The organism is Alcanivorax sp., assembly GCF_002726155.1.
In the GTDB taxonomy this organism is placed as follows: Bacteria; Pseudomonadota; Gammaproteobacteria; order Pseudomonadales; family Alcanivoracaceae; genus Alcanivorax.
In genome coordinates this window covers 1-14,334 of sequence record NZ_PBSH01000046.1, presented here as the reverse complement: position 1 = coordinate 14,334, position 14,334 = coordinate 1, and the positions used below count along the sequence as shown (strand labels likewise).

Below are 14,334 nucleotides of genomic sequence, written 5' to 3'. Positions count from 1 at the left end.
TGTTGAGAGAAGCGGATGCATGCAGGCGTCGCCTGATGCACAAAAAAGCCGGCGCACCAGGAGGTTGACGCCGGCGAAACCGTAGGCAGAAAAACTTACGGGTTGGTGAGTAGCGTATAGGCACCAGAGCCACTCTGGGCCTGTACCTGCCAGCGGTAGTAGCCACTGTTCACATTGGAGTGAATCTCGGCGACACCGCCCTGTGGGCTGGCGTTGGTCACGTTGTTCCAGCCGCAGAAGAACAGGAAGCAGCTCTGTCTTTGCAGCGTAACCGTAAAGTTGGCGCCAGCCGGGCTATACAGCCAGGCATCAATCTGCCCGCCGGAGAAGTTGAAACCATTGGACGGCAGGATCGCAGAGCCACCGTTGTTCAGCTGGCCTTCATAGCGAGTGCAGTCCGGGCACGGAGAGGTTTCGGTTCCCACGCTTACGGTCTGGTCGGTGGTGCCGGTCTGGTTGGCGGTGTCGGTCACGGTCAGGGTCACGGTGAACTCGCCATCCACTCCGTAGTCATGGCTGATCTGCTCGCCACTAGCCACATTGCCGTCGCCCAGCGTCCAGTCCCAAGCCGCCACGGCGATGTCATCGCTGGAGCCGCTGGCATCCAGCTGACAAACCGTGCCTTGGCAGTCCGCCGTGAACGCTGCGGTGGGCAGGCGGTCAATGCCCGAGCCGTCCTGCTGAGTGATCTGCAATAAGCGGTTGGGTGATTGATTCCCTGCATTGCTGATGGCGCCGGTAACGGTGTCATTAACCAACGCAAGATTGACCGCATTGGGCGTGGCGCTGGGATTGGCAGCCAGGTACAAGGCAGCGGCGCCGGCAGCGTGCGGGGCGGCCATGGAGGTGCCATTCAGGCTGGAGGTCTGGGTATCCGATTGATACCAGGCGGAGGTGATGTCGCTACCCGGGGCGAACAGATCCACGCAGGCGCCGTAGTTGGAAAAAGAAGAACGTTGGTCCTGACGCGTGGTCGCGCCGACGGTCAGGGCTTCAGGGACCCGGTTGGGGGAGCCGTTACAGGCGTTGGCGTTGTCGTTACCTGCAGCTACGACCATGGTTACGCCAGCATCAACGGCGTTAGCCACGGCGGTATCCAGTGCGGTGGAGGTGAAGCCCCCCAATGACAGGTTGGCCACCGCCGGCTTCTGGTGGTTGCCGGCCACCCAGTCGACGCCTGCGATAACCGCAGAGGTGCTGCCGCTGCCGTAACAGTTCAGCACGCGTACCGGGACCACATTGGCTTGCTTGGCAACACCGTAGGTGCTGCCGGCCGCGGTGCCAGCTACATGGGTGCCATGGCCGTTGCAGTCTTCATAGTTGTCGGGGTTAACGCTGCCACCAAACAGGAAGCCCCCGGAGCTGACAAAGTTGCGCCCGGGTAGCACTCGGCCGGTAAATTCCTGGTGTGTCGTGCGCACGCCGGTATCCACCACATAAATATTCACATCACGCCCGCCGTTATCTGGATACTGGAAACTGTTATCCAATGGCAGGGCTGGCTGATCGACACGATCCAGTCCCCAGGTGGCGTTACTCTGAACCGCAACCGTGGTCACCATGCGGTCCGGCTCAACAGAAATGACGCCGGGTAGAATGCCAAGCAGTGAGGCCTGCAGGTTTGTCAGTTTCACGGTCATGCCCAGCAGGGCATTTTCATAGGTATAGAGCACCTCACCGCCACCAATGCCGGCCAGCAAGGTTTGGATGGCCGTGGTCAGGCTGTTAAGGCCCAGCTGTTCGGTGATGTTCGGAACCAGGGTGACAATATACTGGTTTTGGATGATGTCCCCGGCTACGGGGCTTTCGGTCTTGTCGTCGGCCCAGGCAGGGGACAGAACGCTGCCCCCCAGAATAGTGGCCAGTACAGCAGCTTTGAATGTCGAATACGGCATTGAGATTCCCCCAGAATGTTTGGTTTGAAAACTAGGGAAACGCCGTGTATCTCTCCATGGGCAGGGTGTAGGTTTTTTGTTGCTGTGAAAATGATTCAGGTGCCTGGAGGGCCCGTGCTCACTAGTGTGGGGTGAAAATGAGAACTGGTCGTGAAGATGCGCAGGAGAAGGCTTAAACCCGTCCACTTAGCTGGGAAACGGTCTTCCAGACCAGCATCTGCATGCGCTGGGAGTTGATGGTTGGCTTCGCCAGGCAGGCAAACACCATATCTTTCACCGGCCAAATACTGATACAGCCTTCCTGGCAGCGGATAAACACCTCTTCGCTCTGCCCCAGTTTCAGTCCCTCCAGTACCCTGTCACAAGCCTTCTTCATCTCAAAGAACAGCGCGCTCTGCTCATCAAAATCCAGTCCTTCACCGAAATGCACCACTGGCAGCCCGTCATGGCTGATCAGGGAGACCAACAGGATCTCCTCGGAGGAGGCGTGCAGGGATTCCAGAGGAGGGGTGAGGGTGGTGAGCTTCATTGTTGTTATCCGTTCGTAGAGGCTTGGGTTTTAGCTTAGAAGGGGCAGGTTAGCTGGGTCAAAGGGAAGCTGGCGGGCATGCTTGCTTGCGCTGTTGTACTGGTTGGGGGCGCCGGCCGAAACAGCTTCTATTGTTGGTCAGGAAAAGTAACAGAGGTAGCTGACAGGGTTCATAGTGCAATGCTTTGAAATTTCGCCCTGTAAGGTAAAAAGCCTGGGAGACTTGCGAAATTCAAAAAGGCGATACAGATGAAATTTCTCTTTATGCTCCGAGGAGACGGCAACCTCATTGTGTGAGGCGTAGAAAGGTGTTTCTTTGGCGAAAGCTGTTGTTTTTACTTCGATTAATCGATCCTTTCCGTTGGTTTCGAAAGAATGAATGTCGAACCCAAGTCCGTCACCTTGGGTAACGGATACATGCTCAATCCGATTAGCTAGCTTCTTCTGTCCAGCGGTGCGGAGCCGATGCTCCTCGAACTCCAATACCAAGAGTTCACCCGCAAGTCCTAGCTCCGTATTGCGGGCTTCTCGCGCAATATAATCTCGCTTTGAGGCGATCCTGTTAGGCTTATATTGCTTACCGGGATCTTCAACTTGCGCTGAATGCGAGAGGGCCGGAGCATCGACTATGAATCGACTGAAGTCGACGCTGCTGGGTAAGAAAGTAGGCTGTTCGGCTGCAGCCTGAGAAACTCGATCAAACTCAGGATGGGAATTAATCCAGTGTTCTACAAATCGTGCCAATGCTTCCTGATAGTGACTATTAGGCTTATAGCCAGGAATCCAAAGACAATCTAAGTCTCTCAACACCGCACTAATGTTTTGGTGTTTACGCTCGACAGCGGCTTCGCTTCGGCGATCCAGGTTCTGCAAGAGTGCTTTTCGGTGGGCTGTTTTGTTGTATTTCTGCCCGGAGAGTTCAAGCGTTAGCATTCGCATGTAGTCCGCTACAGTGGCGGCAATCTCCCCTTCGCTCCAATTGTTACCCCTCGCCACGGTATTCCCCCAAAGGTGTTGATCTGCGTCTTTGTCTTTCGAAATTAAATAGGAATGGTGTTTCTTCTAGCAGGCTTTTTGAGCAAACACAAAAGTTACTAGCGAGGTGCTGCTTTTGTTGACTACGGCAGTGAGGGAGGAGCTGGAAAGGAAGGTCATTGAGTGCAATATTGGTTCTCAAGGGGGGATTCCAGATTCCCAAAAGGCCAAGATGACCTACGTGCATAGGATTAGCAACAAAAAAAGGCCACCCATCGGGGGAGCCCTTTTGGGTTTTCTACTTGCTGTTTGGTGGCCGGCGGGAATCGAGCCCGCGTCCGTCAGCAATCCATCTGCAGATCTACATGCTTGGCCAGATCTATTGATGTAAGCCCATATGGCCCGGCTGGCAGGTCTTGTCGCGTGCGCGACACCGCTATCGAAACGGCCCTTTCTGGATTGGAGCAACTTATCAGTTGCTTCTGGGGTGGCGGTGCGGATTATTCTAGAGATGAAACATATATGTTGCCTTTTGGTTCTTAGGAAACTAATGTGTTTCTTATGAAAGAAAAGCAACCTGTGTGTTTACAATGATCAGTTCTCTCCTGGAACAGTTAAAGAACCGCCGTCTCGCACTGGGGCTCAAGCAGAGTGACATGATGTTGCGGGTGGGGGTTTCCCGGCAGCAGTACCAGCGTCTCGAGTCGAAGGGGAATCCCCGGCTGGATACTCTGGAGCTCCTTGCAAAGGGGCTGAACAGCCAGTTAATGCTGATTCCCAAGGAAAAGCTGGCTGCGGTTAGGGCGGTGCTGGAGCGTGAGGCGCCAGACGGCGAGGGGGCTGGTGCGGCGTCGCCAGGCGAGAAGAAGCCGCAACTATCTGATGATCCATGGCAAGGCCTGCTGGGCGATGATTCATGAGCGCCAGCCGGTCGGATGAGGTGGTTGTGCTGAAGCTGAGCCTGCATGGCCGATTGGTGGGGTATTTGGCGGGCTTTAGTAATGGCCGCAATGAGCTGACGTTCGCCGATGCGTTTAGTGCGGATGCTGCCCGCCCAACCTTCAGTTTGATTACCCATCCGGATTTTCCGCACTCGGCCAGGGTGATGGCGGAGCCTTGGGCCAGGAATCAGCGGTTGCACCCGGTGTTGTCTAATTTGCTGCCCGAAGGAGCGCTCAGGGAGTGGCTTGCCCAGTCGCTTAAGGTGCATGTGGATAATGAGTTCCAGATGCTGTCGTATCTGGGGGCTGATCTGCCGGGTGCGCTGGTGGTTGAGCCCATGGCCCCTGCTGCTGTTCCGGAAAGTGTGCTTGGCGCCCATGGCAATGTGAGGGCGGTGGCGTTTGAGAATGTTGCGCCAGAAAACCGCTTTTCTCTGGCCGGGGTGCAGATGAAGTTTTCCATGAAGGAGCGGGAGGGGCGCTACAACCTGTCGGGCCGGGATGGGCTTGGTGACTGGATCATAAAAACGCCTTCCACGCAGCACAGGGATGTGCCACTGAATGAATACACGGCCATGCGTTTGGCATCACTGGTCGGTATTGAGGTTCCTGAAATACGGCTGGTTGAGCTTGGCAGCCTGGATGGCCTGCCGCCAATCAGTTTGCCGGATGAAAAGCTGGCGTTCGCGATCCGGCGTTTTGACCGTGATGAGGGCGCGCGCATCCATATGGAAGATTTCGCGCAGGTGCTGGTGAAGTATCCTCACGAGAAATACGGCTCGGCCAATTATGAGCAGATAGGCAGGATTGTTCACGGGTTCTCCGGGGATGGCCTGGCTGATGCGCAGCAATTCGCCAGACGGCTACTGGTCAATATTCTCCTGGCGAATGGTGATGCCCACCTCAAGAACTGGAGTTTGCTTTATGCGGATCGGATTACCCCTCGGCTTTCCCCTGCCTACGATATTCTGACAACCAGCGTGTACATTGAGGGTGAGCGCGAGTTTGCGATGAAGCTGGGCAAAACCCGGGCGTGGTATGAGGTATCTCTGGCCAGTTTTGAGGCCTGGGCAGAGCGGGCTGGAATCCCATGGCGTGTTATCAAGCCGCACCTTGCTGATGTGATGGACAAGGCACGAAGCCTGTGGCCGCTAGCGCTTAAGGATCTGCCAATGGCTGAAGTGCACAAGCAGGCGCTCAAAGCCCATTGGCGAGGCTTGCAGCCGGATTTCCGGATTCAATAGGTCCGGCTTGATGCCGATTTCTGCCTTGGGCTCAGCATTAGGCGTCCGCAGCGCGGCAAAAAAGGTTCATCGCGGGGTTGCGGGAATGCGCTACCCCAGCAATTTACCCCACCCTCAGTGAGCTCTGTGCCCTCTGTGGTAAGTCCGTTTTTGATCTTTGCGTGCCGCATGTTGCGTGAAGCGTGTTGCAGCCGCGAAGCGGCATAATAAAAAGGGCCACCCCATCGGGGTGGCCCTTTTTATTACTTGCTGTTTGGTGGAGCCGGCGGGAATCGAACCCTATTTTGATACTCTTCTATGTGACGCTTTATTCAGCATTACCAATAAAATCAAAAACTTGTAATTGTTGCCATCCCTTGTTATCCCGCTACGTTTCGCATCAACTTCGACACCTTTTCGATCTTATGGCAACATCAAAGCCTATCGGGTGCTATACGTGCCGTGACAAGACAGTAATACGAGAGCAGATTTTCGAGCTCTCACTATGTCTTCATGACTGCTGACGCAGGAGCCAAGGAAGGCTTTTCCCTTCCAGAATACAGATTGCCCCACCCGAGGCTATAAACCTCACATGGTTCCTCTGAGGCAAGCTCTCTAATGACTTAATAGTGCTCTATATATCAACCATCTAGTGTTTATACTGAAAAAGATTAATATCTCAAGAGAGAACGCTCTAGACGAATTCCAGGTTATAGGCTACTTTTTTGGCGGCTAATAATTAGAAAAATAGAGATTGGGGATCATGAAAGAAAGCTCGCTTTTTGAATCATACAAAAGAGATTATTTCTTTGAGCTGGAAATGAGGGATAAGCTACTGCAACGCTTTCAGCTGTTTATGGTTATTGCGACAGCATTAGCGACCGTGCTTGGTTATTTAATAATCAATCGTAGCAATTACGATTTTGCAATTGCCCCTGCTTTAACTTTCTTTTTTTTTATAATTCTATCTTCCTCATCACTGGTTCTTTCTTTCTATTTCTTTCATAAAGGTGTTACAGGCCAAGAATACGAGTATCTTCCTTCTCCAGGAAATATCGAGAATTACTTTAGAGAGTTAAGAGAGTATGCAGACAATAACGGTTTCGATGATGATTACGTTATTTCAGAGATAAGAGAATTTTATTACCAATCGTATCTAAGTGGTGCAGAGACGAATTCAAACCTCAATGCTGAAAGATCACAATTTGCTCACCGAGCGCTACACAACTTATTTGGCGCTGCCATTTTTGCTGGCCTCGCTTTTTTTGTGCTCACCATATTTGGTGAGCCAGTGGAAAAAAGCCAGAAAAACATCATCTACAAAGAGACAATTTGTTTATATGAAAAAAATCATACGAAGGAACAGTAATGACCCAAAACAATAGCCAAGATAAAAAAGGGGGAGGCGTTTCTGATTCAAAAAAAACTCCACCTCCACCACCAACACCTCCCAAAAATCGATTTATCAAAGAAGATGGAAGTTCTCGTGGGGAAAAAAATAAATGAGTACAAATGATGACGGCATTAAAGCCAAACCTGATCGACCTCCAATGAGGAAAATAAAACTTGCCGATGGGCTCAATGTGAGCACTGAGCAGTTACAAGAAGCGACGAGATCTTACGCGCCCTCCAGAAAGACACAGGGCTCCCTTTCTCGCCAACCGCCTACAAAGAAAAAGTAACATTATTCATTTTAGTTTGCGCACCATATAGATAGGTGCGCAAACTAACAACCTAGCCTGGAGCTTAGAAATGGAGTACTCATATTTAGTTGATCAGGCCAACATTTTCAATGTTGCATATAACACAATAAAAGAAGGGCTTATCGCTAGAGCTTCCCATGATGGCTTTATCGTTGAAGAATCAAACAAAAAAATTGTACTACATGCATTCTTCGATGAAATATTTTTTTGCCCTAAAGTGGTTTTCCATCTTGGCACTCCCTATCTTTATATAAAGATATACAAAGAAAAATCAAGTGGTGACGAAGTCATCCTTAGAAAATTATACATTGATGGTTTTAATGGCTTATTTATCGGCAGCATAGAAAGTGGCATAAAGGGAAGCGCATCGCCAAACATTCTATACAACCTCTTTGTTTCTTTGATTGACGAATCATCCAAAAAAGAAGGCTTATTTTTCTCGCATCACAACAATAATTAGTTAACTTACCGTTGCTCAACGGGCGCCTCTTCAATTATAAAATCAAAAGCTCGATACTTTTGTATTCCTATTGTTTTTTTACCTTCTCTATAAGGCCAATAAAAAAAGGAGATATTTTTTTATACCGCCTAATGAAACTCCACAGAGTTCGAAGGTTTGACTTAAATATTGTGGATAAAAACATGCCTCTAATGTAACCATGCGCCGACGATATTTCTTCAACAAGAGGTTCAAGAAGATCTTTGTTTCTTTGAATCTCCTCTTGGTTGATAAAATGAAAAAATATAGCAACAGCTTCGCTATCCTTATTTGCATGATCAATGGTTGGCACGAAATAGTGCGAAGCCAGTGAGGCAACAGAAGCCCTGTTTTGAATAAATTCAAGAAACTTCGAAACTCCTATCTTACTCTCGAAAACTTGAGTATAAGTTCCAATAAAGCTGATTAACTGTGAATTTCTTTCCTGTATTCTCTTAGCATGAGCAGATGCCTCATCATTACGCCTGCAGATGTAACGCAATTTAGAAAGCGACTGTTTACCGTGAGGATTTTCTTCTAGAGACGAACAAGCATCTATTACACCAGAATAATAGATGTTCAAGTTTATAATTCCATCTACAAGGTCATTAACTATCACCGATAGCGACTCACTAACCTCTATAGAGAACTCAGTTTTTTTCTGAATCTCCCAAGATTTTCTACCCGTTGAGAATGCAATAAAAAAACCCAGCACAGTGACTAAGGAAGAAATTATAGAAGCAATAATGCCGGCATCCAACTTGCTTATGTATATGAGCAGCTCCCCTAGACTCATAACCTCATAATCAAAAAAGAAAAGCAAAGCATACAAAGATATCGTCAATAAAAAAACGCCCGCCAAGGATGATGTTAGAAACAAAAAAACTATTGAAACTGAAATCAATAAAGGAAGACCAAAATTAGCAAGGAAAGCATTCCAGTACCTGCTTCTTTTAAAAGCCACCAAAGAGAACAGTATAAGAATAAAAAAAATCCAATTCATTTTTATCACTACTAGTTATTTGACACCAATAGGCCCTATGCTTAGATAGAGCTCTGTTAGATTCATTTTTTGCCACGCTTACAGTTGTGATTTTCTATAATAAAATTTTTCATCCTATGCTTTCTCTTTAAATTCTATTTATTCAAAGCATTTAAATGCAGATTACAACTTCCAAAACGAGCACTCTTTCTCTTCGATTTCTCGTTTCTTATCCGCGGCTTTTGTTTTAGCTATTTGCTAATATCGCTTGCCCAATGCACCCACTTCTTATGAGGTTCTGGCTCATGTGTGTACTCCCAAACATAGTGCCCTTCAGAAGTCATTAAGCGTTGCCGCGCTTCTGCTAACCAGCCACTGCCTTTGCAAAATGATGCCCAAATTGGGTCTGATGCGAGGTTGATCGCCTGCTTGGAAATAGATGTGTCTTGTTGCCCGTAGCTTTAATTTGCTACCAAAACGGATGGCAATAAGATAAATGGTGTTTTCATTTCTTCCCCCTCCTTGGTTTAAACCATCGCTCTGCGGCGATTTTGGTTAGTTCTATTCCCCGCTGCGTCCGTGCAACTTTTTATCAGCAGTTTCGTATTCAGGGCTTACCTGGCCCTTTGATAGATCAATCCCCCTGCTTCCCTTCCAAAGCCAATCTTCATACTGAGGAAATAGCTCTCTCAGCCTTTCAAGTTCATCGGTTGTAACTCGAAGCGCAGATCCTTCCCGGCGAAGGTTTTTCCACCTGTCACGTTCCTTGTTGTCACCAGACTGATTCAGCTCTTTGATGCTGACCATCTTCATTAATTGTCTGGCTCTATCGTCAATTTCGCTCATATAGGAATAAATCATTGGTGTATTTATTACACCACTGTGATTCTTTGTTGGTGTAATAAATACACCAACTGAACATAGTGGAACAAAGCCGATGGTAGCGGAACTACAAGAATCAATCACCTCTAACCCGGACTGGCCCCCGGTCATGCCGTGGCGTGAATTCGCCGATTGGTGCCGTGCCGAGCAAGGCGTAGTACAGGGCTGGATAGAACGTGGCTACCTCCCCACGATCAAATTCGGCAAACACCGCATGGTGAACGTGGCCGCCCTGATCGATCAGCTGAAAGAAGGCGAGGTCTAGCCATGACCTTCGCCGATCTCACCCAATGGTTCGTCGAACTGGATACCCAGTCCTACATCCTGCTTTTGTTTGCAGCCTTCGGCGTTGGCTCCCTGATCAGCCACTTCATCGCCCTTATCCGGGGGAGCTTCTAACCATGCTCCGCCAAGCCACCTACACCCGCACCCACGGCAAAACCCGTCGCCAGTACCGCTGGCAGCGCGTTAACGCTAATGGCGTAACCGTGGAGCAAATCCAGTGGCTGAAGGGCAGGGCACAACCCCAAGTCTGCGGACTACTGACCACCCAAGGAGGCAGCATCCATGCTTGTCGCGCTAACGCTCTGGGCATTATCGACTGCGCTGAATTCCCCCCAGCCAACCGCCGCACCGCCTTGGCCTTTATCTACCAAGGCGCTACCAGCCGCTCCCCCCAACTCTCACTGCTCCAGGGGGCCGTATGACCTCTGCACTGGCCAAGTACACCGCTTCTAATATCGCCACAGGCGATGACAGCCCACGGGAAAGCGCCGTGCTAGTACTCAACGATCCTTGGGCGATACCTTGCCCCCAAGATCCTATAGAGGCAGCCACCCCCCAACCCCGGCGCCCCGTAACCCGCCTGACCTTCGCCGTGTGCCTCCCCGTGCTGATCCGTCAGCGCTACGGCTCCCTACTGATCAACCGCTTTAAAGCACTTATCGAGGGCACCCCCATGCCAACACTCGTCTTTCGTCATGTTGGCAACAGCGCCTACAGCGTGTGCGGCCTCTATCGCGTCCGGGAGCTACGCACCGGCCTATTCATCGCTGAACGCACTTGGCTGCCCTACGAGAAACCCGCCCACCTTTACGCCAAAGCGTGGTGCTTCGTGGGTTTCTCCAAAAACGAACAACACGCCAAAACCCTCTGTGAGCAAACCGAAGCCAAGCTCCAGAAGAAGCCCCCCAGTTCCAAACGCAGTACCCACACCCAAACGGGCCTGAACGCCCAACACGACCTGCTAACTACCCACAAAGGTAACTAACCATGCAATTCGAAATCCCTACAACCCTGCTCGGCTGCCGTCTCGTGAACGTCGATGGCAATAAATACTGCTCCGTCTACACCGGCCAAATCCCCCAGGGGGACAACGCCGACAGTTTCCGGGGCTATGAGGTCACCAAACTCAGCGCGGACCCCACCGTGTTCGACCAACTGGCCGACCTCAAAAGCCCCACCGAACGCCGCCTGCTGGCGGTACTCAAGATGGCAGCAGGTGGCAAATCCCAGCCCTACATCGTCGGCGTTGTGCCCGAGACCAAAGCGGCCTCCAGCACCAACAAAGCTGACAGCAAGTAAGGCCGGATGAATGGAATTAATCGCGTGCGACGGCACATGGCAACACGCCCAGGACGGAACAGTCCTGTGTACCGGCACGCTACAAGTTGTCGTCGGCGGTGGCCCTTTCGGGCTTCCGCCAATGACATACACCGACGCCAACCTGCTGCTGATCGCCATTGGCACTGTGTGGGCATCGGTATTCGCCATACGGCAAGCACGTCGCTTGCTGTAACTCACTCAAGTAAAAGGAAAACGTTATGGACTTCACTTCTGTTATTGCCGCCATCGAAGCGGTTGATGTGTCAGCGATCGGCGGCGCCGTTCTTCTGGTCGGTGTTGCCATCCTGGCATTCAAAATGGCTAAGAAGATGATGAGCTAAGCCACCCACCCACAAAGGGGCTTCGGCCCCTTTTTTCATGAGGAAAAAACAATGGATTACGGGCCTTGGGTGTACTTCTTTACCGTCCTCGTCGCCCTGTTTTGGCTGCTTAAGTAGGGGTGATGAAGTGCTAATTTCTCGCGCATTCCTTCTCTTCGTCTTTGCTCTCACGGCGCTGTCTTCTGAGCTCACCTATGCGGAAAAAACAGGCGACGCGAATCTCTACGGGGTTCTTGCTTGCGGCTTGGCGGGGTCGGAGTCTTCGACGCCGTGCGATCAATACCATGCGGCATACGGAACGATTGAGGGATACCGTGAGCACGTCTGTAGTACCTACGGCCCCGTTTCTTACAGGTCATGTGTCGGCCCGGAGACTGAGGACGGGCAAAAGGTTTGGAAGATTTACAGCTGCCCCGCGCAACGGTTTTCTGTGGGTTCTGAATGCTTCTCTGAGCCGCCCGAACCGGACCCCAATTGCCGTGTAGACGAATTTCGATCCCAGATGCCGTTCCCGGGCCTGTCATCCCCCTCTGCCCCGTCTTCTGCCTGTTTTGCAGGCTGCGAATTTGTCATCGATCCCCCTTCGGAAATATGCGCTGCCAATCAGGACGGCACGTATGACTGCCAGGCTGACTATGAATCAACAGGTTCTTACTGCGATGACGATGGTGGCGGCGATAGCGGAGGCGATGACGATGGGGGCGACGACGGCGGAGAGGATGGCGGCGACGACGGGGGCGGTGACGATAGTGGTGGAGAGGATGGCGGCGGTGACGATGGGGGTAGCGACGGCGGTGGTGATGACGGAGGGGATAGCGGCGACGGTGGCGGCGGGGGTGATGGCGGTGGCGGTGGTGGTGACGGCTCCGGGGATGGGGGTAACGGAAGTGGCGATGGAGATGGTGATGGCCAGTGCGACCCGGAAACCGAAGAGTGCCAACAGGGCGAGTACGGCGCCGGTGTGTGTGACAAAGCCGAACGCACCGAACCTGAGTGCCACTCCGAGCTAGATATCGTCCAATGCGGTATCTACCTCAACAACTGGAACCGCCGTTGTGATGCGATTCAGCACCTAACTGAAATCTACGGCGATGGTGACGATATCAAGGCCGCCACGGACGACGGCAATAGTGTCCTGGGCGACCATGAGAACAACCAGATCCCCACCGATGAAGTCGACTTTGCTGGCCTTGTGGATGATGCCCTGGACCCTGGACTGATCACCATCAATTCACAGTGTCCGGCGCCCCTGAGATTCACCTTCTATGGCAATACCTATGAGCTGTCATGGGAACCCATGTGCACGCTAGCAGAGGGAGTGCGGCCCTTTGTGATTGCGCTGGGTTACGTTGCCGCGGCCTTCATCATGATCAAGAGGATTAAAAACTAATGCCATTACCTATCGTGGCTGGCGTTGCTGGCCTTCTCTCCGGTTCCATGGGTACGTTCTTGGCAGCGGCTGCCGGTGGCATTGTCGCCCGGGTGCTGTTTTCGATTGGCTTGGGTGTTGTCTCTTACGTTGGTATCACCTCGCTCATGAATGAACTGGTTAGCCGTGTTCATAATGAATTGGGCGGGGTGGCCAGTGATGTGATGCACCTGGTGGGCTTGGCTGGATTCGATACCTTCCTGAGCCTTTGCCTGTCTGCCCATATCGGCACGGTCTCTTTCCTGATGGCGTCATCCGGCTTCAAGCGCCTGCAATTTATGACGGATCAAAGCGGAGGCTGATATGTTTCGCTTGATCACCGGCACCCCAGGTAGCAGCAAGACCAGCCACACCCTTGCCCGCTACCTCAACGAGAAAAGCCGCCCCATCTATTACCGGGGCATTCGCTTAACCGATGAGGGCAAGCAGCAACTCGGCTGGCATGAACTGGATGATCAGCAAGCCAAAAGCTGGCACGAGCATGTCCCTGATGGTGCCATCGTTATCCTGGACGAAGCCCAGCAGCTATTTCCTGTCAGGGCCCCGGCCAAACCGGTTCCCCCCGGCCTGCAAGCGCTGGAAACGCACCGTCACCATGGTTGGGATGTGGAGTTCATCACCCAAGAACCCACACTGCTCGACAGCCATGCCCGCAAGATCTGCAATGAACAGTTTCACTACAGCCGGCCTTTTGGTTCGCCCTTTGCCATCCAATACCATTGCGGCTCGGGTTACGTCTCACCCTCTAACCGAGCTGAGCTGGCCCGATGTACCACCAGCAGAAAGAAACTCCCCAAGGAAACATGGGGCCTTTATCAATCCGCTGAGGTTCACACCCATAAATTCAAACCGCCCAAAATCCTGTTTGTACTGGTCGCGGCGGTCCTTCTCGGTGGCTATTGCTTCTGGGCCTTCTTCGATGGCTTCAACTCGCAATATGGCGCCGCCGATAGTGCAACAGTAACGACTGAGCATGCTCCCCCAGGCACAACCCCAATGCCGCACAACGCCACGGTCTACGTACCTCCCATGGAATGGGGGGAAGCGTTTAAAGCCGAAGTGAGGGGGCTACCGTTTACCGCTCCCATTTATAGAGAGAAGGCCATGGAGGTTCAGGCGGTGCCCGTAGTCCATGGCTGCATGTCCATGCGCTCGGATTACAGCGATTGCACCTGTTACACCCAGCAAGGCACCAAGATCGCGGATATGCCGACGCAGATGTGTAAACGCGTTCTGAAAGATGGCCTCTTCAATCACCTGGCTTCCAGAAATGACGATGAAGACCGTGAACGCCGGAATTCACGCAGATCGACCAGTAATGAGGGGAACGAAAGCAGCGATGCCATGGCGG

At 51.8% G+C, this 14,334-nt stretch carries 20 protein-coding genes; 15 read left to right on the top strand and 5 right to left on the bottom strand.

What is annotated here, in order from left to right; translation table 11 throughout:
• Window positions 1–95: 95 nt before the first annotated feature.
• The 3 genes from CL546_RS14355 to CL546_RS14345 form a co-directional block, all read right to left on the bottom strand.
• The gene (locus CL546_RS14355; RefSeq protein WP_290496179.1) at window positions 96–1,895 is read right to left on the bottom strand and encodes a S8 family serine peptidase; all 1,800 of its coding nucleotides are present in this window, start codon (window positions 1,893–1,895) and stop codon (window positions 96–98) included.
• Between the two features lie 172 nt (window positions 1,896–2,067).
• Window positions 2,068–2,424, bottom strand: coding sequence for a roadblock/LC7 domain-containing protein (locus CL546_RS14350; RefSeq protein ID WP_290496177.1), 357 nt, complete (start codon window positions 2,422–2,424; stop codon window positions 2,068–2,070).
• A 138-nt stretch (window positions 2,425–2,562) separates the two neighbouring features.
• Window positions 2,563–3,357, bottom strand: a complete 795-nt coding sequence (locus CL546_RS14345; protein WP_290496176.1) for a protein NO VEIN domain-containing protein — start codon at window positions 3,355–3,357, stop codon at window positions 2,563–2,565.
• 632 nt (window positions 3,358–3,989) lie between these two features.
• On the opposite strand from CL546_RS14345, the gene CL546_RS14340 reads away from it, so the two are divergent.
• From CL546_RS14340 to CL546_RS14320, 5 genes are all read left to right on the top strand, one after another.
• Complete coding sequence (locus tag CL546_RS14340) at window positions 3,990–4,319, top strand: helix-turn-helix transcriptional regulator (RefSeq protein WP_290496174.1); 330 nt, start codon at window positions 3,990–3,992, stop codon at window positions 4,317–4,319.
• A complete protein-coding gene (locus CL546_RS14335; RefSeq protein WP_290496172.1) occupies window positions 4,316–5,584 on the top strand; it encodes a type II toxin-antitoxin system HipA family toxin in 1,269 nt (422 codons plus the stop codon). Before CL546_RS14340 ends, CL546_RS14335 begins: the two co-directional genes overlap by 4 nt.
• A 742-nt stretch (window positions 5,585–6,326) precedes the next feature.
• Window positions 6,327–6,932, top strand: coding sequence for a hypothetical protein (locus tag CL546_RS14330; protein WP_290496170.1), 606 nt, complete (start codon window positions 6,327–6,329; stop codon window positions 6,930–6,932).
• Entirely contained in the window at window positions 6,932–7,069 is a 138-nt protein-coding gene (locus CL546_RS14325) for a hypothetical protein (protein WP_290496168.1), read from the top strand. The genes CL546_RS14330 and CL546_RS14325 overlap by 1 nt, the downstream gene beginning before the upstream one ends.
• A gap of 246 nt (window positions 7,070–7,315) precedes the next feature.
• Window positions 7,316–7,726, top strand: a complete 411-nt coding sequence (locus tag CL546_RS14320; RefSeq protein ID WP_290496166.1) for a hypothetical protein — start codon at window positions 7,316–7,318, stop codon at window positions 7,724–7,726.
• A gap of 67 nt (window positions 7,727–7,793) precedes the next feature.
• On the opposite strand, the gene CL546_RS14315 is transcribed toward CL546_RS14320, so the two are convergent.
• Both CL546_RS14315 and CL546_RS14310 read right to left on the bottom strand, forming a co-directional pair.
• A complete protein-coding gene (locus tag CL546_RS14315) occupies window positions 7,794–8,747 on the bottom strand; it encodes a hypothetical protein (protein ID WP_290496164.1) in 954 nt (317 codons plus the stop codon).
• Between the two features lie 540 nt (window positions 8,748–9,287).
• Window positions 9,288–9,572, bottom strand: coding sequence for a hypothetical protein (locus CL546_RS14310; RefSeq protein ID WP_290496162.1), 285 nt, complete (start codon window positions 9,570–9,572; stop codon window positions 9,288–9,290).
• Window positions 9,573–9,717: 145 nt separating this feature from the next.
• Here CL546_RS14310 and CL546_RS14305 point away from each other — a divergent pair, with 145 nt between their 5' ends.
• The 10 genes from CL546_RS14305 to CL546_RS14260 all read left to right on the top strand — a co-directional run.
• On the top strand, window positions 9,718–9,873 hold the full coding sequence (locus CL546_RS14305; protein ID WP_290496160.1) for a hypothetical protein: 156 nt from the start codon (window positions 9,718–9,720) through the stop codon (window positions 9,871–9,873).
• Window positions 9,874–9,875: 2 nt separating this feature from the next.
• A complete protein-coding gene (locus CL546_RS14300; protein ID WP_290496158.1) occupies window positions 9,876–10,007 on the top strand; it encodes a hypothetical protein in 132 nt (43 codons plus the stop codon).
• Between the two features lie 2 nt (window positions 10,008–10,009).
• A complete protein-coding gene (locus tag CL546_RS14295; protein ID WP_290496156.1) occupies window positions 10,010–10,315 on the top strand; it encodes a hypothetical protein in 306 nt (101 codons plus the stop codon).
• Window positions 10,312–10,878, top strand: a complete 567-nt coding sequence (locus CL546_RS14290; RefSeq protein WP_290496155.1) for a hypothetical protein — start codon at window positions 10,312–10,314, stop codon at window positions 10,876–10,878. The genes CL546_RS14295 and CL546_RS14290 overlap by 4 nt, the downstream gene beginning before the upstream one ends.
• Before the next feature lie 2 nt (window positions 10,879–10,880).
• Window positions 10,881–11,192 (top strand): hypothetical protein, encoded by a 312-nt coding sequence (locus tag CL546_RS14285; RefSeq protein WP_290496153.1) that lies wholly within the window; start codon window positions 10,881–10,883, stop codon window positions 11,190–11,192.
• 10 nt (window positions 11,193–11,202) lie between these two features.
• The gene (locus CL546_RS14280; RefSeq protein ID WP_290496151.1) at window positions 11,203–11,406 is read left to right on the top strand and encodes a hypothetical protein; all 204 of its coding nucleotides are present in this window, start codon (window positions 11,203–11,205) and stop codon (window positions 11,404–11,406) included.
• A gap of 25 nt (window positions 11,407–11,431) precedes the next feature.
• Window positions 11,432–11,554, top strand: a complete 123-nt coding sequence (locus tag CL546_RS14275) for a major capsid protein (protein WP_290496149.1) — start codon at window positions 11,432–11,434, stop codon at window positions 11,552–11,554.
• A 502-nt stretch (window positions 11,555–12,056) separates the two neighbouring features.
• Entirely contained in the window at window positions 12,057–12,944 is an 888-nt protein-coding gene (locus CL546_RS14270; RefSeq protein ID WP_290496147.1) for a virulence factor TspB C-terminal domain-related protein, read from the top strand.
• A complete protein-coding gene (locus CL546_RS14265; protein WP_290496145.1) occupies window positions 12,944–13,285 on the top strand; it encodes a DUF2523 domain-containing protein in 342 nt (113 codons plus the stop codon). Before CL546_RS14270 ends, CL546_RS14265 begins: the two co-directional genes overlap by 1 nt.
• 1 nt (window position 13,286) lies before the next feature.
• Window positions 13,287–14,334, top strand: a 1,048-nt coding sequence (locus CL546_RS14260) for a zonular occludens toxin domain-containing protein (RefSeq protein WP_290496143.1), incomplete at its 3' end; no start/stop codon positions are given.

What these genes read in the sequence shown, in the direction of transcription:
- CL546_RS14355 (WP_290496179.1), bottom strand. Translation starts at nt 1,895, where the DNA reads ATGCCGTATTCGACATTCAAAGCTGCTGTACTGGCCACTATTCTGGGG.
- CL546_RS14350 (WP_290496177.1), bottom strand. Translation starts at nt 2,424, where the DNA reads ATGAAGCTCACCACCCTCACCCCTCCTCTGGAATCCCTGCACGCCTCC.
- CL546_RS14345 (WP_290496176.1), bottom strand. Translation starts at nt 3,357, where the DNA reads ATGCTAACGCTTGAACTCTCCGGGCAGAAATACAACAAAACAGCCCAC.
- CL546_RS14340 (WP_290496174.1), top strand. Translation starts at nt 3,990, where the DNA reads ATGATCAGTTCTCTCCTGGAACAGTTAAAGAACCGCCGTCTCGCACTG.
- CL546_RS14335 (WP_290496172.1), top strand. Translation starts at nt 4,316, where the DNA reads ATGAGCGCCAGCCGGTCGGATGAGGTGGTTGTGCTGAAGCTGAGCCTG.
- CL546_RS14330 (WP_290496170.1), top strand. Translation starts at nt 6,327, where the DNA reads ATGAAAGAAAGCTCGCTTTTTGAATCATACAAAAGAGATTATTTCTTT.
- CL546_RS14325 (WP_290496168.1), top strand. Translation starts at nt 6,932, where the DNA reads ATGACCCAAAACAATAGCCAAGATAAAAAAGGGGGAGGCGTTTCTGAT.
- CL546_RS14320 (WP_290496166.1), top strand. Translation starts at nt 7,316, where the DNA reads ATGGAGTACTCATATTTAGTTGATCAGGCCAACATTTTCAATGTTGCA.
- CL546_RS14315 (WP_290496164.1), bottom strand. Translation starts at nt 8,747, where the DNA reads ATGAATTGGATTTTTTTTATTCTTATACTGTTCTCTTTGGTGGCTTTT.
- CL546_RS14310 (WP_290496162.1), bottom strand. Translation starts at nt 9,572, where the DNA reads ATGAGCGAAATTGACGATAGAGCCAGACAATTAATGAAGATGGTCAGC.
- CL546_RS14305 (WP_290496160.1), top strand. Translation starts at nt 9,718, where the DNA reads ATGCCGTGGCGTGAATTCGCCGATTGGTGCCGTGCCGAGCAAGGCGTA.
- CL546_RS14300 (WP_290496158.1), top strand. Translation starts at nt 9,876, where the DNA reads ATGACCTTCGCCGATCTCACCCAATGGTTCGTCGAACTGGATACCCAG.
- CL546_RS14295 (WP_290496156.1), top strand. Translation starts at nt 10,010, where the DNA reads ATGCTCCGCCAAGCCACCTACACCCGCACCCACGGCAAAACCCGTCGC.
- CL546_RS14290 (WP_290496155.1), top strand. Translation starts at nt 10,312, where the DNA reads ATGACCTCTGCACTGGCCAAGTACACCGCTTCTAATATCGCCACAGGC.
- CL546_RS14285 (WP_290496153.1), top strand. Translation starts at nt 10,881, where the DNA reads ATGCAATTCGAAATCCCTACAACCCTGCTCGGCTGCCGTCTCGTGAAC.
- CL546_RS14280 (WP_290496151.1), top strand. Translation starts at nt 11,203, where the DNA reads ATGGAATTAATCGCGTGCGACGGCACATGGCAACACGCCCAGGACGGA.
- CL546_RS14275 (WP_290496149.1), top strand. Translation starts at nt 11,432, where the DNA reads ATGGACTTCACTTCTGTTATTGCCGCCATCGAAGCGGTTGATGTGTCA.
- CL546_RS14270 (WP_290496147.1), top strand. Translation starts at nt 12,057, where the DNA reads ATGCCGTTCCCGGGCCTGTCATCCCCCTCTGCCCCGTCTTCTGCCTGT.
- CL546_RS14265 (WP_290496145.1), top strand. Translation starts at nt 12,944, where the DNA reads ATGCCATTACCTATCGTGGCTGGCGTTGCTGGCCTTCTCTCCGGTTCC.